This window comes from Stenotrophomonas sp. G4 (assembly GCF_003428825.1).
GTDB classification, from domain to species: domain Bacteria; phylum Pseudomonadota; class Gammaproteobacteria; order Xanthomonadales; family Xanthomonadaceae; genus Stenotrophomonas; species Stenotrophomonas indicatrix.
This window is the reverse complement of record NZ_CP031741.1, coordinates 4,344,338-4,366,191: the sequence shown is the minus strand read 5'-3', so window position 1 is coordinate 4,366,191 and position 21,854 is coordinate 4,344,338. Positions and strand designations below refer to the sequence as shown.

Sequence of the window (21,854 nt, the reverse complement as noted above, 5' to 3'; positions counted from 1 at the left end):
CGGTGGTAGCGCCGGGCCATGCCCGGCGAGCGCGAAGCGCGGTAGACGGGGTCGGATCACAGGATCCGACCCCGTGAACTTTCAGCCAGCCGTCCGCACCTTGGCCACGCGCGCGGCGAAGGTCGGCAGCACCAGCAGGGTCAGCACCGTGGCGGTGATCAGGCCACCGATCACCACCGTCGCCAGCGGCTTCTGCACTTCCGCACCGGAACCACTGGCGATCGCCATCGGAATGAAGCCGACGATGGCCACCAGTGCGGTGGTCAGCACCGCGCGGATACGGCTGGATGCACCGTTGATCGCGGCCATCATCGGCACGTCACCGGCGTCCAGGCGCTCGCGGATCGCCTGCATCAGCACCAGGCCGTTGAGCGTGGCCACGCCGGACACGGCGATGAAGCCCACCGCGGCCGACACCGAGAACGGCATGCCGCGCAGCAGCAGGGCGAGGATGCCGCCGACCAGCGCCAGCGGTACGCAGCTGAACACCAGCACCGCTTCCTTGCCGCTGCGCAGGGCCATGAACAGCAGGCTGCCGATCAGCAGGAATACCACTGGCACCACCGTGGCCAGGCGCTTTTCCGCGCGCTGCAGGTTCTCGAACTGGCCACCCCAGGTCAGGTACGCACCGGGCGGTAGCGCCACGTCGGCCACGGCGGCCTGTGCTTGGCCAACGAATCCGCCGAGGTCGCGGCCGCGCACGTTGGCCTGCACCACCACCCGGCGGCTGCCGTTGTTGCGGCTGATCTGGTTCGGCCCTTCGCTGACGCTGATGCGTGCCACCGAGGACAGCGGAATCACCACGCCGGCCGGCGTGGCGATCGGCAGCGAGGCCAGCTGATCCGGGTCGTTGCGTGCGCTGTCATCCAGACGCACCACCACATCGAAGCGACGGTCGCCCTCGAAGATCTTGCCGGCTGCCGTGCCGCCGATGCCGGTGGACAGCGCATCGCTGACGTCGGCGGCGGTCAGCCCGTACTGCGCTGCCGCTACATGGTCGATCTTGACGTTGAGCGTGGGCAGGCCGGAAATCTGCTCCACCCGCACATCGGCCGCGCCCTCCACCGCGCGCAGCTTCAGCGCCACCTGGTCGGCCACCTTCTGCAGCTGGCTGAAGTCATCGCCGAAGATCATCACCGCCAGGTCCGTGCGTACGCCGGAAATCAGCTCATTGAAGCGCAGCTCGATCGGCTGGCTGAACTCGAAGCTGTTGCCCAGCTGCTGGCCGGCCAGTTCTTCGAAGCGGGCCACCAGCGCCTCCTTGCCCAGCGTCGGATCGGGCCAGTCCGCACGTGGCTTGAGCACGATCACGCTGTCGGAGATGTTGGTCGGCATCGGGTCGATTGCCGCTTCGGCGGTGCCGGTACGCGAGAACACCGTTTCCACTTCCGGTTGCTGGGCAATGGCTTTCTCCAGTGCCAGCTGCATCGCCAGCGACTGCTCCAGCGAAGTGGATGGCACGCGCAGTGCCTGCATCGCCACGTTGCCTTCATCCAGGGTAGGCATGAACTCGCGGCCGAGCAGGCCGAACGAGCCAATGCCCACCAGCAGCATCAGCGCTGCGCCGGCGATCACTGCGCGCGGCCGCGCGACGGCCTGGCGGATGATCGGCTCGATGCGTCCACGCAGCATGCGGATCAGCTTCGTTTCGTGCTGGCCATCATCACGGTGTGCCTCGCCTTCCTTCGGCTTCGACTCACGCACCATCAGCGCGGCCATCGCCGGCACGAAGGTGAAGGAGAAGATGAAGGCACCCACCAGGGCCAGCATGAACGTGGCGGCCATCGGGTGGAACGTCTTGCCCTCCACACCTTCCAGGGTGAGGATCGGTGCGAACACCAGCAGGATGATCAGCTGGCCGAACGCTGCCGGGCGTGCCATCTTTCGCGCCGAATCGGCCGCTACGCGCAGGCGTTCCATCGCGGTCAACGCGCGGCCCAGTTCGGCACGACGCTGGCCCAGCATCAGCAGCGTCGATTCGATCACGATCACCGCGCCGTCCACCAGGATGCCGAAGTCCAGCGCACCCAGGCTCATCAGGTTGCCACTGATGCCGAAGCGGTTCATGCCGATCACCGCGAACAGGAACGACAGCGGGATCACCAGTGCGGTGATCGTCGCCGCGCGCAGGTTGCCGAGCAGCAGGAACAGCACCACCACCACCAGCAGCGCGCCCTCGGTGAGGTTCTTGGCCACGGTCTTGATGGTGGAATTGACCAGCACGCTGCGGTCCAGCACCGGCGCGGCCACGATGTCCGCCGGCAGCGAGGCATTCACCTGCTGCAGCCGTGTGGCGGCCGCCTGGGCCACGGTGCGGCTGTTGCCGCCGGCGATCATCAGCGCGGTACCGAGCACGGCCTCGTGGCCGTTGCGGCTGGCCGCCCCCAGGCGCGGTGCGCGGCTGAGGCCGACATCGGCCACATCGGCCACCCGCACCACCACGCCGTTGCGGGTAGCTACCGGCGCCTGGGCCAGATCGTCGGTGGTCAGTGCCAGACCGTCGGCACGCACCACCAGGCCTTCGCCGGCGCGCTGCACGAAGCCGGCACCGGCCTGTACGTTGGAGCGCTGCAGGGCCGTCACCAGATCGGCCAGGCCCAGGCCATGCGCGGCCAACCGCGCGCTGTCCGGATGCACGCCGTATTCCTTCACGTAGCCACCGACGGTGTCCACGCCCGCCAGCCCGGGGCTGGAGCGCATCTGTGGCGCGATGATCCAGTCCTGCACGGTGCGCAGGTAGGTGGCGCGTTCTTCCGGCGTGCGCAGCAGGTTGCCTTCCGGCGTGCGGTAGACCTCGCCGGCCTGCCAGCCAGCTTCACCGGGCTTGGCCAGCTTCGCAGGGTCGAACGCGGTGAAGTCCACCGTCCACATCAACACCTCGCCGAGGCCGGTGGTGACCGGCGACAGCATCGGCGAGGCACCCTCGGGCAGCGCTTCGGCGGCCTCGCGCATGCGTTCGGCCACCTGCTGGCGGGCGAAGTAGATATCGGTGGCATCGGTGAAGATCGCGGTGACCTGCGAGAAGCCATTGCGCGACAGCGAACGGGTGGTGGTCAGGCCGGGGATGCCGGCCAGCGCGGTTTCCAGCGGATAGGTCACCTGCCGCTCGATCTGCTCGGGCGTCAGTGCCGGTGCCACCGTGTTGATCTGCACCTGGCGGTTGGTGATGTCCGGTACCGCATCGATCGGCAGCTTGCCGAGCTGGAACAGGCCCACGGCGGCAACGAGTGCAGCCAGGGCCACGACCAGCCAGCGGTGGCGTACCGCGGTTTCAATGATGAGCTTGAACATGGAAGGTCCTCAGTGCCCGTGCTCGGCTTCGCCCTTGGCCAGTTCGGCCTTGAGCAGGAACGCGTTGGCGCCGACGATGCGTTCGTCGCCGTTCAAGCCGCCGAGAATCTCGATGCGGTCACCGGCACGTCGGCCGGCCAGTACCGGCTGCACCTTGAAGCCGCCCTGGACGGCGACGAATACCGCGCTGCTGCCGCCGACGTTCTGTACCGCATCAGCCGGCACGCTCAACGCGCCGTCCTTGCCGTCGGTGACCACCACCGCCGACACCGGCGAACCGGCCGGTGGCAATGCGGCATCCACCGGCATGGCACGGATCACCGCCACGCCACCCTGCTGGCGCACATCGGCGGCCGAACCGGTGACGGTGGCACTGAAGCTGCCGCCCGGCACGGTCACTTCCAGCGTCATGCCCGGCGTGACCTGCGCGGCCAGCGCCGGTGGCGCGGTGAACACCAGCTCGTTCATCGACGGATCGGCGACGTCGGCCACCGGGCTGCCGGCCGCCACCACGCCGCCGGGCGTGACCTGCACGTTGCCGACGATGCCGGCCACCGGGCTGGTGATGCGCACGCGGCCGCTGCTGTCGGGTGAACCGTTGGCGGCGGCCTGTGCCTGCGCGGCGGCGGCCTGCGCCTGCGCCGCCAGCGAGCGCGCGCGTGAGGTTTCCAGTTCCTGGCGAGCGACCACGCCCTGTTCGACCAGCGCCTTGTCGCGGCCGTGGGCCAAGCGCGCCGCCTCGGCCTCCGCGGCGGCGGCAACCGCATTGGCGCGGAACACCGCCGCCTCGCCACTGACCACGATCGCCAGCGTCTGGTTCTGCTTCACTGCCGTGCCCGGTGCGACCAGCACGCGCTCCACGCGACCGGTCACGGTGGAAGCGACCGAGGCACGTGCACCGATCGACGGTTCCACCCGGCCGGACAGCCGCGTCGAACCACCGCCGCCGCGGCCGACGGCCACCACGTCGATGCCGGATGCCTTGATCTGCTCTGGCGTCAACTGCACTACGCCTTCATCGGCATCGGGCACCTTGCTTGTTTCGGCCTTGGCGTCGGTGCTGTCGGCGGCGTGGCCATGGCCATCGTCGGCCGTTGCCTTGCCGGCGGGCTCCGAGACGGCCGGGGCCTGCGTGTTACCAGAACAACCGGCCAGCAATGCAGTCAGCAACAAGCCGCCAACCAGCGGGAAAGAACGGGACAGGTTCATCGGGCCTCCACAAAGGGTGCGCGCCCTTCGAGGCGGGCGAGATCGATTTCCGCGCCAACGCGCGACAGGCGCGCGTCCACGGCGGTGCCGCGGGCGGCGATGAGGGCACTGCGGGTGCTGCGCAGTTCCAGCTGCGAGATGCGCCCGGCGTCGAAGCCGATGCGCGCCAGCCGATAGGCTTCCTCGGCGGCGACCACACTTTCGTCCGCGGCGCGGGTGCGGCTGCCGGCGGCCTTCAGGCCCGCCACCGCCGACAAGCGTTCGGCTTCGCTGTTGCGCCGCTGCTGGTCCAAGCGCGCTTCGGCCGCGCGCTGTTCGGCACTGGCGGCGCGGATGCCACCACGATTGCGGTCGAACAACGGGATCGAGAGACTGACGCCGAGCGTGTAGGCCTGTTCGCGGTCCTCGCGGAAACGCGTCTGCGCGGCGGTAACGCTGAGGTCGGGCAGGGCGCGCTTGCGCTCGACGTCGACCAGGCGACCGGCCGCATCAACTTCGGCTTCGGCAACACGCACGGCCAGAGCCACATCGGTGGCGCCACGCGGTGCTGGCGGTGCGCGATCGAGCAGACTGTTGTCGATGGTCTGCACCGGTGCATCCAGCAGGGCCGCACCGGCCAGGCGGGCCAGCGCGGCGTCGCGGAAGGCCTGCGCCTCATCCAGCGCGGCGCTGGCATTGGCCACTTCACTCTGTGCCTGCACGGCACGCAACTGCGGCTCGCGGCCATGCTTGACCATCGCGGTGACCGCCGCCGCATCGTCGCGGGTGAGGCTCAGCGCTTCTTCGGCCAGCGTGTAGCGACGCAGGGCGCTTTCAGCCTGTGCGTAGATCGCCGCCAACTGGCTGGCGACATCGCTGCGGCTCTGCGAACCCCGCAGGGCAGCGGCCTGTGCCTCGGCGCGGGCGGCGCGGACGCGCGCGCCGCGCTGGCCCCAGACCTCCAGAGGCTGGGACAGGGTAAGCACGGTGTCGGCCCTGCCCATGCCGCCGTAGGAGCCTGTGCCCCAGGCGTTTTCGGCGGACCAGGAAAGGGATGGATTGGGCAGCGCCCCGGCCTGGTCGGCGCGGGCGTCGGCCGCCTCGGCCAATGCCGCGCCGACGCGGGCGCCGGGCAGCTGGTCCAGGCGTTCAAGCAGGGTGTCGTACGAAGGTGCGGCTTGTGCGGCGACCTGTGCGGCGGGGATCAGGCCCAGCAGCACGGCGACGACCAGCCCGGCCGCGCGCGGCGACCGACGTGTCAGGATCGACATAGGGGGATTCCGGTTGTGAGTGAAACGGGAGCCCGCGATTGCGGGACGCGCTCAACTCACGCCCGGGGAGGACGTGCCAGTTCGTCCTGGGCGACCGCATAGGTCGCCGCGTCGCCTGCATTCATCCAGCGCGCCGGTTGCGGCGTGCCAAAGGCGGCGAAGGTGCTCGCCGGCAGGCTCAGGTTGGAGTGGTGGCAGTGGTTGTGGCTGCAGGCAGCGGCGTGCTTGCCGTCGTTGTCAGTGTCACCGTCGGCATCTTCGGCGCCGGATTCCACATGCACCACCGCGCTGTCGTGCGGTTCCACCGCACACGCCAGCACATCGGCCACCGGCACGACCACGAATGCCGCCATCAGCAGCATCAGCAGGGTCGAACGAAGGTGGCGGGCGATCCGGCGCATGGAGGGGAGGCTAGCAAGCGGTTTTCGGTGGATACAATATCAATGGCCACCTCGGGAATTTGTCGGCGTGTTCCGTTCAGGCGGGTGTCCGGGGTGCCGGCCGCTGGCCGGCAATCCCATGAACCCTGCTGGCGCAATGCGCTTCCGGCCAGCGGCCGGCACTACCGGTCTGCGGGCAGTTTGGCGATCACCTTGATCTCGAACTGGAACCCATACAGCCAGGTCACGCCGATGCCGGTCAGGGTCGGGTGCGGCGCTTGGCCCCAGTACTCGGGCACGATCGCCCAGGCCTTTTCGAAGGTGGTTTCCGGGTCGACCAGGAACACGGTCACGTCGATCACGTCATCGAACGTGCAGCCGGCCGCGGCCAGCACCGCGTTGAGATTGTCGAAGGCGCGGCGGACCTGGGTCTCGAAGTCCGGTTCGGGCGAGCCATCCTCGCGGCTGCCGACCTGGCCGGAAACGAACAGGAAGCCATTGGATCGGATCGCCGGCGAATAGCGGTTTCGCTCGTACAGCGCCTGCCGGCCGGCGGGAAAGACAACATCACGGTGGGACATGGGACGGATTCCAGACGGGAGCGGACCATCCTCCCCGCTGTCGCTGTCTGGATAAACCGTGATGATCGGTCTAGATTGATTGCACATTCCAAATAATCACAGCCACGGCCATGGACCGTTTCGAAGCGATGCGCGCGTTCGCCCGGGTGGTGGAGACCGGCAGCTTCACCCGCGCCGCGCATACCCTGCAGCTCAGCCGCACCACGGTCACCCAGCTGGTGCAGCAGCTGGAAGCGCATCTGCGGTTGCGGCTGCTCAACCGCACCACGCGCCGGGTCAGCGTCACTGCCGATGGCGCGGCGTATTACCCGCGCATCGTTCGCCTGCTGGCCGAGCTGGAAGAGGTTGAAGGGGGGCTGGGCGAGGCCGCCACACAACCGCGCGGGCGCCTGCGCGTCGACGTGCCGGGGCCGTATGCGCGCCTGCGGCTGGTGCCGGCATTGCCGGATTTCCAGGCGCGCTATCCGGAGATCCAGCTGGACATCGGCGTCAGCGACCGCGAGGTCGATGTCATCGCCGACAACGTCGATTGCGTGATCCGTGGTGGCGCGCCTGCCGATCCCGCGCTGGTGGCACGACCGCTGGCGCGCCTGCCGATCGGCTTCCATGCCAGCCCGGGCTATGTGCAGCGGTTCGGTGTGCCGGAACACCCGCGCGCGCTGGAAGGGCCGTACCACCACACGGTCGGTTTTCTCAGCCCACGCAGTGGCCGCGCCCGCGTGTTCACCGCGCAGCGTGGCGCCGAGCGCGTCGAGGTGCAGGGGCGCTATTCAATCGGCTTCGACGATGGCAACGCCTATCTGGCCGCTGGCCTGGCCGGCCTCGGCGTGGTCGCGCTGCCCAGCTACATGGCCGAACCCCATGTGGCGCGCGGCGAGCTGCTGCCCGTGCTGCACGACTGGCAGCTGCCGCCGATGCCGATGCACGTGATGTTCCCGCCGAACCGGCACATGAGCCAGCGGCTGCGGGTGTTCATTGATTGGGTGGTGGAGACGTTGGGCTGAGCCAGCGCTCGAGTGCGGCCACGCCGCATGCCACTCCATCCTCGTTCGCCATTGCAGCGCCCAGCGCGGCCGCCCGGGCGCGTGTATCGGCATGCTCGGCGAACGCCAATGCATCGGCCAACACCTTCGGCTGCAACCGCTTGGGTGACAGTGGCGCCGGTGCTACGCCCAGGTGCTGCAGGCGATCGGCCCAGAAGAACTGGTCGGCGGCGAACGGCATCACCAACGACGGTGTGCCGGCGCGGCATGCCGAATGCGTGGTGCCGCTGCCGCCGTGGTGGATCGCCAGCGCGCAGCGCGGCAACAACGCTTCATGCGGGGTCGGGCCGATCACCCGTACCGAGTCGGGCAGCGTCATGTCGGGCACGCCGACCCAACCGGGAAACAGCAGCACGCGGCGTGGCGCCAGCGCCGACAACAGCGCCGGCAGCACACGCTCGCGCTCGAAGCCGGTCATGCTGCCGAAGCCCAGATAGACCGGCGGCGGTCCTGCATCGAGGAAAGCCTGCAGTTCGCACGACGGTTGCCACGGCGCAGCAGGGGCCGACCATTGGCCGCACACGAGGTGGTCGGCCGGCCAGTCCGAAGGCGGTGGCAGCAGCTGTGGCGAGATGCCATACAGCATCGGCAGGCCAGCCCAGAGGGAGCGTCGTGGTGGCTGCCCGGCGTGCTGGCGGGCCGTGTTGATCGGGCCGCGGAACTGTCGCCAGATCAGGCCGTTGACCAGGCCATAACTGGCCCGGTTCAACCAGCCCGGCGAGCGTCCGGGCGGCAGGAAGGGCGAGCGGAACGCGCGTGTCGGCGTCAGCGGAATCATGCCGGCGCCGATCACCGGAAGGCCGCGACGCTCGCCGACGCTCATGCCGACGAACGCAGCCAGCCCACCGGTCAGGATCGCATCGCAGCCGTCGGCTGCAGCATCGGCCTGGCGCATCCAGCCGGCGACGTGTTGCAGCGCCATCCGTGCCAGCCCGGTGCTGGCGGCGGCAACGCCATTGCCGCGTGAGACCAGCGCCACCACTTCGTCGTGGATGTCGCCTTCCAGCGCGGCGTGCGGGACGCCCAAGGCCTTCGCGCTGTCGAGGGTGCCGCCGTCGGCCAGCAGCATGACCTCGTGACCGGCCGCGATCAGCCCATCGCAGAGCATGACCAGCGGGCGCGTATCGCCTTCGGTGCCGTAGGTGAGGGCCAGCAGTCGCATTGGAGCCTCCGCAGTGAATCACCAGTATGCCGACATCGCTGTGTTCGTCCGCGCTCCTGCCGACGCACCGCGTGGGACAATCCCGCCTCATCTGCCCCCGCCGCACGGGGCGCGCGCAACAGGATCCAGCACCGCATGACCGCACTGCCATCCCTACCGTCCCTTGTCTGCCGCCTGCCGGCCGCTGCATACCGGCGTGCGCCGTGAGCCGCGTCGTCGCACTGGACACCGAAACCACCGGTATCTCGCATCGCCTGGGCCATCGGGTGATTGAAATCGGGGCGGTGGAACTGGTCGATGGACAACTCAGCGGTCGCCAGTTCCACACCTACCTGCAGCCGCAGCGGAAGGTGGACTGGGGCGCGCAGCGCGTGCACGGCATCAGCGATGCCATGCTGGTGGGCAAGCCGCTGTTTGCGAGCAAGGCCGCCGAACTGCTGGAGTTCCTGCGTGGCAGCGAGATGGTCGCGCACAACGCCACCTTCGACGTCGGTTTCCTCGACAACGAGCTGCGCCTGGCGGGGCTGGCCGGTGGGCTGGCCCAGCACTGCCGCGTGACCTGCAGCCTGAAGCTGGCCCGCAGCCGTTGGCCGGGCATGCCCAACAAGCTCGACGATGTGCTGCAGCGCCTGCGTATTCCCGGCACCCGCGGCCTGCATGGCGCGCTGAAGGATGCCCACCTGCTGGCCCAGGTGGTGCCGCATCTGCGCTGAGGGCAGGGCGCCGTCAGCGTGTTCAGGCGTGGCCTGTGGGTAAGTTGCGCAAGGTCTTGATTGCGTGCATAATGCGCGGCTCGCTGTGTCCGGTTTCGTGCCGGGCGGCGCCCCCGGGAGCACGTCCCCGGCCGCCCAACGCCAGCGTAACCCTTTGATTCTCTTGACGTGTGGTGGGCAACCACCGAGGCCGCCGTCCCCCGGGCTACGGGGAGACACAACTTACTATCGAGGTGCGCCATGTCCCGCGTATGCCAGGTTTCCGGCAAGCGAGTGCAGACGGGTAACAACGTCTCGCACGCCAACAACAAGACCCGTCGTCGTTTCCTGCCGAATCTGCACGAGCGCCGCTTCTGGGTTGCCAGCGAGAACCGCTGGGTGAAGCTTCGTGTTTCCGCGCATGCACTGCGCACCATCGACAAGAACGGTATCGATTCCGTTCTGGCTGAGCTGCGTGCGCGCGGCGAAAAGGTCTGAGGAGTAGACGATCATGGCAGGCAAGCGCGATAAGGTCCGTATGATTTCGACCGCTGGTACCGGTCACTTCTACACGACCGACAAGAACAAGAAGAACACCCCGGGGAAGATGGAATTCTCCAAGTACGATCCGGTCGTGCGCAAGCACGTCCCGTACAAGGAAGGCAAGATCAAGTAATCCGCAAGGATTGCGGGTCGCTTCCGAAAAAACCCGCCCTCGTGGCGGGTTTTTTTGTGCCCGCCCCCGGCAGGTGTCGACCTTGGTCGACACGTTCCGACCCCGGTGGGTGCCGACCGTTGGTCGGCACGCTGTCCCCAGCGCTGCTCGACTCTGCACACCCCGCTGGGCAGAATGGCCCCACACCTCCCAACGGGCGACGCGATGCTGTTCGAGTGGCTGCTGGGCTCGTACCTGCTGTTGATCGACTGGCTGATCCGGCTGGTGGCGCTGTGCTGGATCCCCACCCGCACCACGCCGGGCGCGGCGCGCAGCTGGCTGCTGCTGGTCGGCTTCGTGCCGCTGCTGGGCCTGCCGCTCTATCTGCTGTTCGGGCATCCGTGGCTGTCGCGCGAGCGCATCCGCCGGCAGGCCGAGGCCTCGCAGGTCATCCGTGAAGAACAGGCGCTGCAGCGCCGCCTGCGCTGGACGCCGCAGCCCGATTCGGCCAGCGCCGAAGTGGTGCCGCTGGTGCAGCGCCAGGGCGATTTCATGCCGGTGCACGGCAACGCGATCGACCTGCTGACCGACTATGACGAATCACTGCACACCCTGATCGCCGACATCGACCAGGCCCAGGACCGGGTGCACCTGCTGTACTACCTGATGTTCGATGACACGGTGGGCGAGGCCATCGTCGAAGCCCTGCAGCGTGCCGCAGCGCGCGGGGTGCAGTGCCGCGTGCTGCTGGATGCGGTCGGCGCCAAGCGGGGCCTGCGCGCATACAGCAAGCGGCTGCGGTCACGTGACATCGAAGTGCGCGCGATGCTGCCCGGCGGCCTGCGTTGGCGCCGCAGCGGACGCATGGACCTGCGCAACCATCGCAAGATCGCGGTGATCGACAACGAAGTAGGCTATGTCGGTTCGCAGAACCTGGCGCGCCCTGAATTCGTTGCCGGCCACCCCAACCGCGAGCTGGTGGCGCGCGTGCGCGGGCCTGCGGTGGCGCACCTTGAAGCGGTGTTCGCCAGCGACTGGTACATCGAAACCGGGCAGCGCCTGGAGGTCATCGCCGACGTGCCGGTGTGCAGCGAGGACATCGCCACCCAGCTGCTGCCCAGTGGCCCGGCCTACCCGTACAGCAACGCGCGCGATGCGGTGGCCGCGCTGATCCATCTTGCCCGGCGCCGGCTGGTGATGGTCACGCCGTACTTCGTGCCCGACGAAGCAACGCTGAGTGCACTGCGCATCGCCGCGCTGTCCGGCGTGCAGGTGCAGCTGATCCTGTCGGCCAGCAACAACCAGCGGCTGACCTCGTGGGCGCAGGAGGCCTACTACGATGAGCTGCTGCGCTGCGGGGTGCAGATCGCGCTGTACGAGCCGCAGTTCCTGCATGCCAAGCACATGAGCGTGGATGAGGACATTGCCGTGCTCGGGTCGATCAACATGGATATCCGCTCGTTCGCGCTGAATGCCGAAATCGGCCTGATCTGCTACGACCGTCAGCTGCTCACGCAGTTGCGCGCCATCGAGGACGACTACCTGCGCCAGTCGCGCCTGCTGGACCTGGCGCAGTGGCGCAAGCGTCCCGCGTGGCTGCGCAGCCGCGAGGGCATCGCGCGCCTGGCCGATGCCTTGATGTAGGCCAGCGCCAGCCGGGCAGGGCCGATGGCCTACAATCGGCGCATGACTGATTCACCGCGTAGTGGCGAACTGGACCTTGCGATCATCGGCGGTGGTGCGGCCGGCGTGCTGGTGGCGATCCAGGTGTTGCGCCAGGCCCAGGCGCCGCTGGCACTGGCCATTTTCGAACCCGCCTCGCAGCTGGCACAGGGCATTGCCTATGCCACGCCGTGGCCGGAGCACCTGCTGAACGTGCCGGCGGCGAAAATGAGCGCCTTTGCCGACCAGCCCGGCGACTTCCTCGATTTCCTGCAGGCCGCCAACGCCTACCCGGGCGAGGCGCGCCAAGTGCTGGGCGAACGCTATGTGTCTCGCCACTATTTCGCTGCCTACCTGCAGCAGCGCCTGCGCGAGGCCGAAGCAGCCAGTGCGGCGCGATTGCAGGTCATCGCCCAACCGGTGCTGGCGACGCAGCCAGATGACCACGGTTACCAGCTGCAGCTGGGCGATGGCCAAACACTGCATGCAGCGCAGGTGGTGATCGCCACCGGCAACAGCATGCGGCCGTTGCCGGTGGACGGCGTCGACGCACTATCTGCCGATGACGTGGTCGAGGCCTGGGATTACGACGGCGTACGCACGCTGGCCAGTGACCATGCCCTGGCCATCGTCGGCTCCGGGCTGAGCATGGCCGACACCGTGCTGGCGTTGGTGGCCGGCGGCCATAGCGGACCGCTGCATGTGATCTCGCGCCATGGTCTGCTGCCATTGCCGCACGCCCACGGCGGTCTGCCGGCGTTCGATCCGCAGGATCTGCTGCCGATGACCCTGCGCCAGCGCCTGCGCGTACTGCGCCAGCACGCGCGCAAGGCACAGGCCGACGGCATGCCGTGGCAGGGCGTGATGGACCGCATCCGCCCGCACGGCCAGGCGCTGTGGCAGAGCATGGACGAGGCCGACCAGCGCCGCTTCCTGCGCCACGTGGTGCGCTACTGGGACGTGCACCGCCATCGCATTGCTGAACCGGTGTCCGAGCAGTTGCAGGCGCTGCAGGCCAGCGGCCAGCTGCGCGTTCACCGCGCCCGTCTGCAACGGGTGTGGCGCGAAGGTGATGCCCTGCGGCTGTCGGGTCGCGAGGCGGGCGGCGGCAACGTGCAGTGGACGATCGCTGCGGTGGTCAATGCCACCGGTGTGGAGACCCGCGCCTCGGCACTGCGCAATCCCTTGCTGCAGCAGCTGCAGGCCGAGGGTCTTGCGCGTCCCGGGCCGCATGGGCTGGGCCTGGACAGCAGTGTGCCGGGCGACCGGCTGTATGCAGCGGGTGGCCAGCCCCAGGCGCGCCTGGGGGTACTCGGCAGCCTGCGCATCGGCAGCCTGTGGGAAAGCCTGGCGGTGCCTGAACTGCGTCAGCAGGCGCAGGCACTTGCCACGCAGGTGGTCGCAGGAGCTGCGACGTCGATGCCGTAAAATGGAGGCATGGATGTCTCCCACTTGCTTGATGGCCTGAACCCGGCCCAGCGCGAAGCCGTCTCCGCTCCCCTCGGTCACCACCTGGTGCTGGCCGGTGCCGGGTCGGGCAAGACGCGCGTACTCACCCACCGCATTGCCTGGCTGCATGAAGTCGAAGGCGTGCCGACCCACGGCATTTTCGCGGTGACCTTCACCAACAAGGCCGCCGGCGAGATGCGCCATCGCATCGACGCGCAGCTGCCGCATGGCAGCCGCGGCATGTGGATCGGCACCTTCCACGGCCTGGCCAACCGCCTGCTGCGCCTGCACTGGCAGGATGCCAAGCTGCCTGAAGGCTTCCAGGTGATGGATTCGGACGACCAGCTGCGGCTGGTCAAGCGCGTGGTGCAGGCGCTGGAGCTGGATGACGGCAAGTACCCGCCCAAGCAGATTGCCTGGTGGATCAACGCGCAGAAGGATGAGGGCCGCCGCCCGCAGCACATCCAGCCCGAGCCGAACGATGCGTGGCTGGAAACCATGCGCCAGGCCTACGCCGAGTACCAGGCGCGGTGTGACCGTGCCGGCCTGGTCGATTTCGCCGAGCTGCTGCTGCGCGCGCACGAACTGCTGCGCGACAATCCGCCGTTGCTGTCGCACTACCGCGCGCGGTTCCGCGAGATCCTGGTGGACGAATTCCAGGATACCAACGCCATCCAGTACGCCTTCGTGCGGGTACTGGCCGGGCACGAGGGCCACGTGTTCGTGGTCGGTGATGACGACCAGGCCATCTACGGCTGGCGCGGCGCCAAGGTCGAGAACGTGCAGGGCTTCCTGCGCGACTTCCCGGGCGCGCAGACCATCCGCCTGGAGCAGAACTACCGTTCCACCGCCAACATCCTCAGCGCCGCCAACGCGGTGATCGCGCACAATCCGGACCGCATCGGCAAGCAGCTGTGGACCGACAGTGGTGACGGCGAGCCGATCGACCTGTACGCGGCATACAACGAGATGGACGAGGCGCGCTACATCGTCGAGCGCGCACGGCAGTGGGTGCGCGACGGCGGCAGCTACACCGAAGTGGCCGTGCTCTACCGCAGCAACGCGCAGTCGCGCGCACTGGAAGAAGCGCTGCTGAGCGAGCAGGTGCCGTATCGCGTGTATGGCGGCATGCGCTTCTTCGAGCGCGCCGAAGTGAAGGATGCGCTGGCCTACCTGCGCCTGCTGTCCAACCGCAACGACGACGCTGCATTCGAGCGCGCAGTGAATACGCCCACGCGTGGCATCGGTGACCGCACGCTGGACGAAGTGCGCCGCGAAGCGCGCGCCCAGGGCATCTCACTGTGGGAAGCCACCATGCTGGTGACCCAGGGCAGCGCGCTGGCGGCGCGTGCCCGCAATGCGCTGGCCGGCTTCCTGGTGCTGGTCAACGAGCTGCAGGCGCAGACCGTGCACATGACCCTGGCCGAGCGCGTGGACCACGTGCTGGCCCGCTCGCAGCTGCGCGAACACTGGAGCAAGGAAAGCCGCAACGCGCTGGATTCGGAATCGCGCACCGACAACCTCGACGAACTGGTGTCGGTGGCCTCGCGCTTCGTGCGCCGTGCCGACGACATCGAGGAAGTAGGCGAGGACATGGACGAGCTGGTTGCGTTCCTGGCCTACGCGGCGCTGGAGGCCGGTGAGGGCCAGGCGCAGGCCGGCGAGGAAGGCGTGCAGCTGATGACGCTGCACTCGGCCAAGGGCCTGGAATTCCCGCTGGTGTTCCTGGCCGGCGTGGAAGAGGGGCTGTTCCCCAGTGCACGGTCGCTGGAGGAAAGCGGGCGGCTGGAAGAAGAGCGTCGGCTGGCCTACGTCGGCATCACCCGCGCGCGACAGAAGCTGGTGCTCAGCTACGCCGAATCGCGGCGCATCCACGGCCAGGACAACTACAGCCTGCCCTCGCGCTTCCTGCGCGAGATCCCGCGCGAGCTGCTGCACGAAGTGCGGCCCAAGGTGCAGGTCTCGCGGCCGGCGTCGATGGGCGCAAGCCGGGTGATGGGACACGCCTCGATCGAGGCGCCGCCGCTTAAGCTCGGCGCGCTGGTCACCCATCCCAAGTTCGGCGAAGGCATGGTGACCGACTACGAAGGCAACGGTGCCCACGCACGCGTGCAGATCGAGTTCGCCGACGCCGGCAGCAAGTGGCTGGTGATGGCGTATGCCAACCTGACGGTGATCTGATCACCGTCGAGGGGGCGGAGTCCTCCCGCAGGGAGGGCGCCGACCACCGGTGCGGTGGAAGGCAGCCGGGCATGGCGCGGCTCTACAATAGCGGTCACATCTCCCAGGAACGCCCTCATGACCGAACCCACGCTGCACGTCACCGTGAAGTTGAACGCCAGGCTGCAGCCCGAGCATCGCCATGAGCTGTTCGAGGATCCGCTGGACGCGCTGCTGCAGGCGGCCGAGCTGGGCGGGATCACCGGAGGCGGTACTGCGATGTCCGACGAAGGCGAAGTCGAGTACGGCGATATCGAAGTGGCGCTGGTCGATGCCGCGGGCGTGCCGAAGCTGGTCGACCTGCTGGAGCAGCTAGGGGCACCGAAGGGTTCGCAGGTACAGGGCGCAGGCGAGGCTGACCGAAGCTTCGGCGTGACCGAGGGTCTTGGCATTTACCTGGATGGCCTGACCCTGCCCGACGAGGTGTACGAGCAGTGCGATTCGAACCACGTGTTCGAGCAGCTGTCCGAGCGAATCGATGGCCTGGGCGAGATCTGCAGCTGGTGGCAGGGCCCGAGCGAGACCGCGCTGTACATGTACGGCCAGTCGTTCGAGGCGATGCGTGATGCGATCGCTGAATTCGTCGGCAGCTACCCGCTGTGCCAGAACGCACGTGTGGTGCAGATCGCCTGAGGGCTGTGCCTCATGACCATGGAGGACGCGGATCCGGCCTGCGGTGGTACACCCGTGGTCGTGACCCATTTCGTGGAGATGCTGACGGCACTGCTGCCGGCGGTGCCGGCCGAGCTGCTGGAGGAAGAGCCGGATCTGGCCGATCTCTTCGCCTTCCAACGGCACCCACTGGAGACCCTGCCGGCGTGGCTGGGCCCGGATGCACGGCGGCTGCTCAGCGAGCAGGGTCTGCCGCGCCAGGCGGCACCGCATCTCTCGTTCTTCGAGGCCGAGCGTGCGGTCGAGGTCTCTGCCCTGCTCCCGGAGCCCGGCAGGGCGCTCGGCCATGATGGCGGCGGCAACCTGCTGGCCATCGACGCGGCCAGTGGCCAAGTGGTGCTGTGGGATCACGACAACGGCGACGCGCGCATGTTCGTCAACCGGGATCTGCTTCGCTTTGCCGAATGCCTGTGCGAGTTTCCCTACGGCGTGGAAAGCAAGCAGTCCTTCCTGCAGGCGGTTGCGCAGATCGATCCGGAGGCCGTGGCGGAAGGAGCCTTCTGGCCTTCCGGATACTGAGTCTGCGCAGCGCCGTTGACGGATGCGGGTAGCGTCGAGAGCAGTCGAGCGTGGGCTCGCCTCTACAGGTGCGTGTCAGCGGCCCGCTGACTGGCGGGCGTTGTCGCGCAGCGCCATGTCCTTGCCGACGTGATAGGCACCGAACAGCACCGCCAACGCGATGATCGCGGCGATCAGGATGGACTTCCCGGAGCTGTGGGCGGGTGGTCTGTTGTTCTGCATGTCTGTCATCCCTGAAGGCGGCGCGGTGCCGCCCGCCCAGCATGCGCCGCAGTGGTCAGGATGAGCAAGCTGGTGGCGCCTGCGCCGATCATGCCGCGCTGCGCAGGCATCGCTGCGCGCTGCCGGATTGATCCTGCGCAAGGCACGATCTCCACACAGGCTGTGTAATGGTGTCGTTCCCACTGGCTGGATCACCGCGGAGCCCCACCATGTACAAGCGCATCCTGATCGCCACCGATGGCTCTGAGCTGGCCGACAAGGGCCTGGCCAAGGGCCTGGAGCTGGCCAAGGACCTCAACGCCGAGGTCGACATCGTCACCGTCTCCGAGCCTTGGGCCGTCGGCATGTACGACGCCATGGGCTGGAGCGTGGGCTACATGAACAGCCCGGAGTACAAGGCCGACCGCGAGGAAGGCGCGCAGAAGGTGCTGCAGCCGGCCCTGGCCAAGGCGGCCGAGCAGGGCATCACCGCCAATCCGGTGCATGTGCTGGACCGCTACGCGGCCGACGGCATCATCGAGACGGCGGGGCAGCGCAACAGCGATCTGATCGTAATGACCTCGCACGGCCGCCGCGGCGTCACCCGCGTGCTGCTGGGCAGCCAGACCGCCGAGGTGCTGGCGCGCAGCACGCTGCCGGTGCTGGTCATCCGCTGATACGGAAGCGTTCCCGGGGAGGGGACCCGACGCCGGCCGCAGGATGCGCGCCGGCGTTGTTTTTTCCGGCGGCCCGAAGAGCATCCACGCATGGCGTGGATCTACTCCAGTTCACCGTCAAAGGTCCACGCCATGCGTGGATGGGGCCACCGCAATGCCCGGTAGATCCACGCCATGCGTGGATGGCGCGCACCTACCGCAACCACATCACCAGCTGTACAGCTTCCAGTACACCGGCGACACGCCATCCTTGTCATTGTCGAAGCGGCCATCGCCGTTCTTGTCATACATGTAGAACGGGGCGCCACGTGCCGGCGTCACCTTGACCATGCGCAACTGGCCGGACACCCGGTATTCCTCGATGGTGTCGCCGTTGTCCATCGTGCGCTTGGAAACATCGGCGCCCTTGACGTCCACCGGGGGAGCGCCCGCGCCGCCCATGCTGGCACAGCCAGCAAGCAGGAGCAGGGAAGCCAGCATCAGGGTCTTCATCGGCGGGGCCTTTGCCTGGAAAGAGCCTTGATTATGCCCCAACGCCGCGTCGCTGCCGTGTCGCCGCGATGCAGGAACAGGCGCGTAGAATCGACACATGAGCAGATTAGTCCTGATCGACGGGTCCAGTTACCTGTACCGCGCGTTCCACGCGCTGCCGCCCCTGTCCAATGCACAGGGTGAGCCCACCGGCGCGCTGTTCGGCGTGGTCAACATGCTGCGCTCGACGCTGAAGGAGCGCCCGGCCTACGTCGCCTTCGTCGTCGATGCCCCCGGCAAGACCTTCCGCGATGACCTGTACGACCAGTACAAGGCCAACCGCCCGCCGATGCCCGATGAACTGCGCAGCCAGGTCGAGCCGATGTGCCGCATCGTCGAGGCGCTGGGCATCAGCATCCTGCGCATCGATGGCGTGGAGGCCGACGATGTGATCGGCACCCTGGCCCTGCAGGGCGTGGCACAGGACCTGAAGGTCACCATCTCGACCGGCGACAAGGATTTCGCCCAGCTGGTCCGCCCGGGCATCGAACTGGTCAACACCATGACCGGCAGCCGCATGGATTCGGACGCGGCGGTGATGGACAAGTTCGGCGTGCGCGCCGACCAGATCGTCGACCTGCTGGCGCTGATGGGCGACGCGGTCGACAACGTGCCCGGCGTGGAGAAGTGCGGGCCGAAGACGGCCGCCAAGTGGCTGGCCGAATACCAGCATCTGGACGGGGTGATGGCGGCGGCGCCGACCATGAAGGGCAAGATCGGCGAGAACCTGCGCGCCGCGCTGGAGCGCCTGCCGCTGAACAAGGAGCTGGTGACCATCCGCACCGACGTCGCGCTGGACGCCAGCCCGACCACGCTGGCCCTGCGCGATCCGGATGTGCCCACCCTGGGCGAGCTGTACCTGCGTTACGGCTTCACCCAGGCATTGAAGGAGCTGGGCGGGCCGGTACCGGCGCCTGCAGTGGCCAACGATGCGACGCCGAGCCTGCGTGGCACCGCGGCCGGCTTTGCCCGTGGCAGCGCCGAAGCGCCGCCCGTCGGCGAACTCGATCCAGCGCTGTCGGCGCCCGGCGAGTACGAGACCGTGCTGACCACCGAGCAGCTGCAGGCCTGGGTTGCGCGCGTGCAGCAGGCTGACTTGGTCAGCTTTGACACCGAGACCGACGCACTGGATGCGATGCGTGCACGCTTGGTCGGCATCAGCCTGGCGGTGGAGCCGGGCAAGGCCGCCTACATCCCGGTCGGCCATGATTATCCCGGCGCGCCGGCACAGTTGCCGCTGGCACAGGTGCTCGATGCGCTGCGGCCGGTGCTGCAGGACCCGGCGAAGAAGAAGCTGGGCCAGCATGGCAAGTACGATCTGCACGTGCTGCGCCGCCATGGCGTGGACGTGCAGGGCTACCACGACGACACCATGCTTGAGAGCTTCGTGCTCAATTCCACCGCCACCCGCCACGACATGGATTCGCTGGCCCTGCGTTACCTGGGCTACAGCACCATCAAGTTCGAGGACGTGGCAGGCAAGGGCGCCAAGCAGATTTCGTTCTCGCAGGTGGGCATCGACGAGGCCGGCCGCTACGCCGCCGAAGACGCCGACATCACCCTGCGCCTGCACCACGCGCTGCAGCCGCAGCTGCTGGCCGAACCGACCCTGGACAGCGTGTACCGCAGCATCGAGATGCCGCTGGTGCCGGTGCTGGCCAGCATCGAAGCCAATGGCGTGCGGATCGACACCGACGAACTGCGCCGGCAGAGCCAGGACCTGTCCTCGCGCATGCTGGCCGCGCAGCAGAAGGCCACCGAACTGGCCGGGCGCAGCTTCAACCTGGATTCGCCCAAGCAGCTGCAGGCGGTGCTGTTCGATGAGCTGAAGCTGCCGGCGGTGGTGAAGACCCCCAAGGGCCAGCCCAGCACCAATGAAGAGGCGCTGGAGGCGATTGCCGAACAGCATGAGCTGCCCCGGGTGATCCTCGAGTACCGTGGCCTGGCCAAACTGCGCAGCACCTATACCGACAAGCTGCCGGAGATGGTCAACTCAGAAACCGGCCGGGTGCACACCAGCTACCACCAGTCCGGTGCCGCCACCGGCCGCCTGTCCTCGTCCGATCCGAATCTGCAGAACATCCCGATCCGCACCGAGGATGGCCGCCGCATCCGCCGTGCGTTCATCGCCCCGGAAGGCTTCCAGCTGCTGGCGGCCGACTATTCGCAGATCGAGCTGCGGATCATGGCCCACCTGTCCGGAGATCCGGGCCTGGTGCGGGCCTTCGAGCAGGGCGCCGACGTGCATCGCGCCACCGCCGCCGAGGTGTTCGGCCGCACCCTGGAAGAAGTGACCAGCAACGAGCGTCGCGCGGCCAAGGCGATCAACTTCGGCCTGATGTACGGCATGAGTGCGTTCGGACTGGCCCGCAACCTCGGCATCGACCGCGGCCAGGCGCAGGATTACGTGGCGCTGTACTTCAGCCGCTATCCGGGCGTGCGTGACTTCATGGAGCGCATGCGCGAGCAGGCCCGCGAGCAGGGCTACGTGGAGACCCTGTTCGGTCGCCGGCTGTACCTGAACGACATTCATGCACGTAACCAGGGCCTGCGTGCTGGCGCTGAACGTGCGGCGATCAATGCACCGATGCAGGGCACCGCCGCCGACATCATCAAGCGCGCCATGGTCGATGTGGACAAATGGCTGCGTGACAGCGGCGCACCGGCGCGGATGATCCTGCAGGTGCACGATGAACTGGTGTTCGAAGCCGAGGCCGGTTTCATCGAAGAACTGCGTAGCAATGTCGTGCAGCGCATGTCGCAAGCGGCACAATTGCGGGTGCCGTTGGTGGTCGATACCGGTACTGGCAGCAATTGGGATGAGGCGCACTGAGTCGCATTCAGGCCGAAAACGCCGTGAATTCGTTCATTTGCATGATATTTCTGACTCAAACATGAATGTTTCCCTGATGGGTGCTTATTAAATTGGGCCCCTTCACGAACCGTTAGTGTTCGGAGTGCTTCTATAACTCCCGACAGGCGCAATGCCTGTCGTGGATCTCTCCCATCCCCTGGAGCAGATCTCGGAACGGGGGCTCCTCCCCAAGCGCCCGTTCCCCGGCCCCGTTGACCTCCCCCTGGTCAGCGGGGCTTTTTATTTGTGCGCTGCTGCGCCACGCTGGGCCACCGCCCGGCAGGGAAACCCGCAATGCCCAATCTGTTCGACTTGGCGATGCCGTGGTGGGAATTCGTCCTGCGCGCGGTGGTGGTCTACGCAGTCGTGCTGGGCATGGTCCGGCTCAGCGGCAAGCGCGCGCTGGGACAGGTCACCCCGTTCGACGTGCTGCTGATCGTACTGCTGGGCAACGCGGTGCAGAACGCACTGCTGGGTACCGACACCTCGCTGGCCGGCGGCCTGCTGCTGGCCGCCACGCTGATCCTGCTGAACTATGGCGTAGGCTGGATCACCGCCCGCAGCCGCCGCATGGAACGGCTGATCGAGGGCGAACCGGTGGTGATCGCGCGCAACGGCAAGCTCTTCGACAGTGTGCTGCGGCGCGAGCTGGTCAGCCGCGCCGATTTCGATGTCGCCATGCGCCAGCAGAGCTGCATCGGCGTGGAAGAAGTGGAACTGGCACTGCTGGAAACCAACGGCCACATCACCATCATTCCCAAGCGCAAGGACGGGTGACGCGCGCCACAGCGTGGGCCGGAGGCAGT

General features: G+C 67.8%; 20 protein-coding genes. 12 read left to right on the top strand and 8 right to left on the bottom strand.

Features of this window, described 5'->3' with window-relative positions; translation table 11 throughout:
• Positions 1-81: 81 nt before the first annotated feature.
• The 5 genes from D0Y85_RS20025 to D0Y85_RS20005 all read right to left on the bottom strand — a co-directional run bounded on the left by D0Y85_RS20025 (position 82) and on the right by D0Y85_RS20005 (position 6,711).
• Positions 82-3,291, bottom strand: coding sequence for a CusA/CzcA family heavy metal efflux RND transporter (locus D0Y85_RS20025; RefSeq protein ID WP_117311757.1), 3,210 nt, complete (start codon positions 3,289-3,291; stop codon positions 82-84).
• Between the two features lie 9 nt (positions 3,292-3,300).
• Entirely contained in the window at positions 3,301-4,500 is a 1,200-nt protein-coding gene (locus D0Y85_RS20020; protein ID WP_117311756.1) for an efflux RND transporter periplasmic adaptor subunit, read from the bottom strand.
• A complete protein-coding gene (locus D0Y85_RS20015; protein ID WP_117311755.1) occupies positions 4,497-5,750 on the bottom strand; it encodes a TolC family protein in 1,254 nt (417 codons plus the stop codon). The genes D0Y85_RS20020 and D0Y85_RS20015 overlap by 4 nt, the downstream gene beginning before the upstream one ends.
• A gap of 56 nt (positions 5,751-5,806) precedes the next feature.
• Positions 5,807-6,151 carry a hypothetical protein gene (locus D0Y85_RS20010; protein ID WP_117311754.1) on the bottom strand — a complete coding sequence of 115 codons (345 nt, stop codon included), beginning with the start codon at positions 6,149-6,151 and terminating at the stop codon, positions 5,807-5,809.
• 161 nt (positions 6,152-6,312) lie between these two features.
• A complete protein-coding gene (locus D0Y85_RS20005) occupies positions 6,313-6,711 on the bottom strand; it encodes a RidA family protein (RefSeq protein ID WP_025878068.1) in 399 nt (132 codons plus the stop codon).
• A 110-nt stretch (positions 6,712-6,821) separates the two neighbouring features.
• On the opposite strand from D0Y85_RS20005, the gene D0Y85_RS20000 reads away from it, so the two are divergent.
• Positions 6,822-7,715 (top strand): LysR family transcriptional regulator, encoded by an 894-nt coding sequence (locus tag D0Y85_RS20000; protein ID WP_117311753.1) that lies wholly within the window; start codon positions 6,822-6,824, stop codon positions 7,713-7,715.
• On the opposite strand, the gene D0Y85_RS19995 is transcribed toward D0Y85_RS20000, so the two are convergent.
• Complete coding sequence (locus D0Y85_RS19995; RefSeq protein WP_117311752.1) at positions 7,684-8,916, bottom strand: glycosyltransferase; 1,233 nt, start codon at positions 8,914-8,916, stop codon at positions 7,684-7,686. The two genes, D0Y85_RS20000 and D0Y85_RS19995, sit on opposite strands and share 32 nt — an antisense overlap.
• Positions 8,917-9,119: 203 nt before the next feature.
• Between D0Y85_RS19995 and dnaQ the strand changes: the two genes are divergently transcribed.
• From dnaQ to D0Y85_RS19955, 8 genes are all read left to right on the top strand, one after another.
• On the top strand, positions 9,120-9,629 hold the full coding sequence (gene dnaQ / locus D0Y85_RS19990) for a DNA polymerase III subunit epsilon (protein ID WP_025878062.1): 510 nt from the start codon (positions 9,120-9,122) through the stop codon (positions 9,627-9,629).
• 240 nt (positions 9,630-9,869) lie between these two features.
• On the top strand, positions 9,870-10,106 hold the full coding sequence (rpmB, locus tag D0Y85_RS19985) for a 50S ribosomal protein L28 (protein WP_005411638.1): 237 nt from the start codon (positions 9,870-9,872) through the stop codon (positions 10,104-10,106).
• Between the two features lie 10 nt (positions 10,107-10,116).
• The gene (gene rpmG, locus D0Y85_RS19980; RefSeq protein ID WP_170272460.1) at positions 10,117-10,284 is read left to right on the top strand and encodes a 50S ribosomal protein L33; all 168 of its coding nucleotides are present in this window, start codon (positions 10,117-10,119) and stop codon (positions 10,282-10,284) included.
• Positions 10,285-10,488: 204 nt separating this feature from the next.
• Positions 10,489-11,907: a cardiolipin synthase gene (gene cls / locus D0Y85_RS19975; protein WP_117311751.1), complete on the top strand. Its 1,419-nt coding sequence runs from the start codon at positions 10,489-10,491 to the stop codon at positions 11,905-11,907.
• 24 nt (positions 11,908-11,931) lie between these two features.
• Positions 11,932-13,353: an FAD/NAD(P)-binding protein gene (locus D0Y85_RS19970; RefSeq protein ID WP_117311750.1), complete on the top strand. Its 1,422-nt coding sequence runs from the start codon at positions 11,932-11,934 to the stop codon at positions 13,351-13,353.
• Positions 13,354-13,362: 9 nt separating this feature from the next.
• Positions 13,363-15,555 carry a DNA helicase II gene (uvrD, locus tag D0Y85_RS19965; protein WP_117311749.1) on the top strand — a complete coding sequence of 731 codons (2,193 nt, stop codon included), beginning with the start codon at positions 13,363-13,365 and terminating at the stop codon, positions 15,553-15,555.
• 117 nt (positions 15,556-15,672) lie between these two features.
• The gene (locus D0Y85_RS19960) at positions 15,673-16,227 is read left to right on the top strand and encodes a hypothetical protein (RefSeq protein ID WP_025878052.1); all 555 of its coding nucleotides are present in this window, start codon (positions 15,673-15,675) and stop codon (positions 16,225-16,227) included.
• 12 nt (positions 16,228-16,239) lie between these two features.
• The gene (locus D0Y85_RS19955; RefSeq protein WP_117311748.1) at positions 16,240-16,785 is read left to right on the top strand and encodes an SUKH-4 family immunity protein; all 546 of its coding nucleotides are present in this window, start codon (positions 16,240-16,242) and stop codon (positions 16,783-16,785) included.
• A 75-nt stretch (positions 16,786-16,860) separates the two neighbouring features.
• Here the strand turns inward: D0Y85_RS19955 and D0Y85_RS20690 are convergent, their stop codons facing one another.
• Positions 16,861-17,007, bottom strand: coding sequence for a hypothetical protein (locus D0Y85_RS20690; protein WP_162887712.1), 147 nt, complete (start codon positions 17,005-17,007; stop codon positions 16,861-16,863).
• 209 nt (positions 17,008-17,216) lie between these two features.
• Between D0Y85_RS20690 and D0Y85_RS19950 the strand changes: the two genes are divergently transcribed.
• The gene (locus D0Y85_RS19950; protein WP_025878044.1) at positions 17,217-17,663 is read left to right on the top strand and encodes a universal stress protein; all 447 of its coding nucleotides are present in this window, start codon (positions 17,217-17,219) and stop codon (positions 17,661-17,663) included.
• 207 nt (positions 17,664-17,870) lie between these two features.
• Here the strand turns inward: D0Y85_RS19950 and D0Y85_RS19940 are convergent, their stop codons facing one another.
• Positions 17,871-18,155: a DUF2782 domain-containing protein gene (locus D0Y85_RS19940; RefSeq protein WP_025878043.1), complete on the bottom strand. Its 285-nt coding sequence runs from the start codon at positions 18,153-18,155 to the stop codon at positions 17,871-17,873.
• Positions 18,156-18,252: 97 nt separating this feature from the next.
• On the opposite strand from D0Y85_RS19940, the gene polA reads away from it, so the two are divergent.
• Both polA and D0Y85_RS19930 read left to right on the top strand, forming a co-directional pair.
• Positions 18,253-21,027: a DNA polymerase I gene (gene polA / locus D0Y85_RS19935; RefSeq protein WP_117311746.1), complete on the top strand. Its 2,775-nt coding sequence runs from the start codon at positions 18,253-18,255 to the stop codon at positions 21,025-21,027.
• 315 nt (positions 21,028-21,342) lie between these two features.
• Positions 21,343-21,825 (top strand): YetF domain-containing protein, encoded by a 483-nt coding sequence (locus tag D0Y85_RS19930; RefSeq protein ID WP_117311745.1) that lies wholly within the window; start codon positions 21,343-21,345, stop codon positions 21,823-21,825.
• The last annotated feature ends 29 nt before the right edge of the window (positions 21,826-21,854 follow it).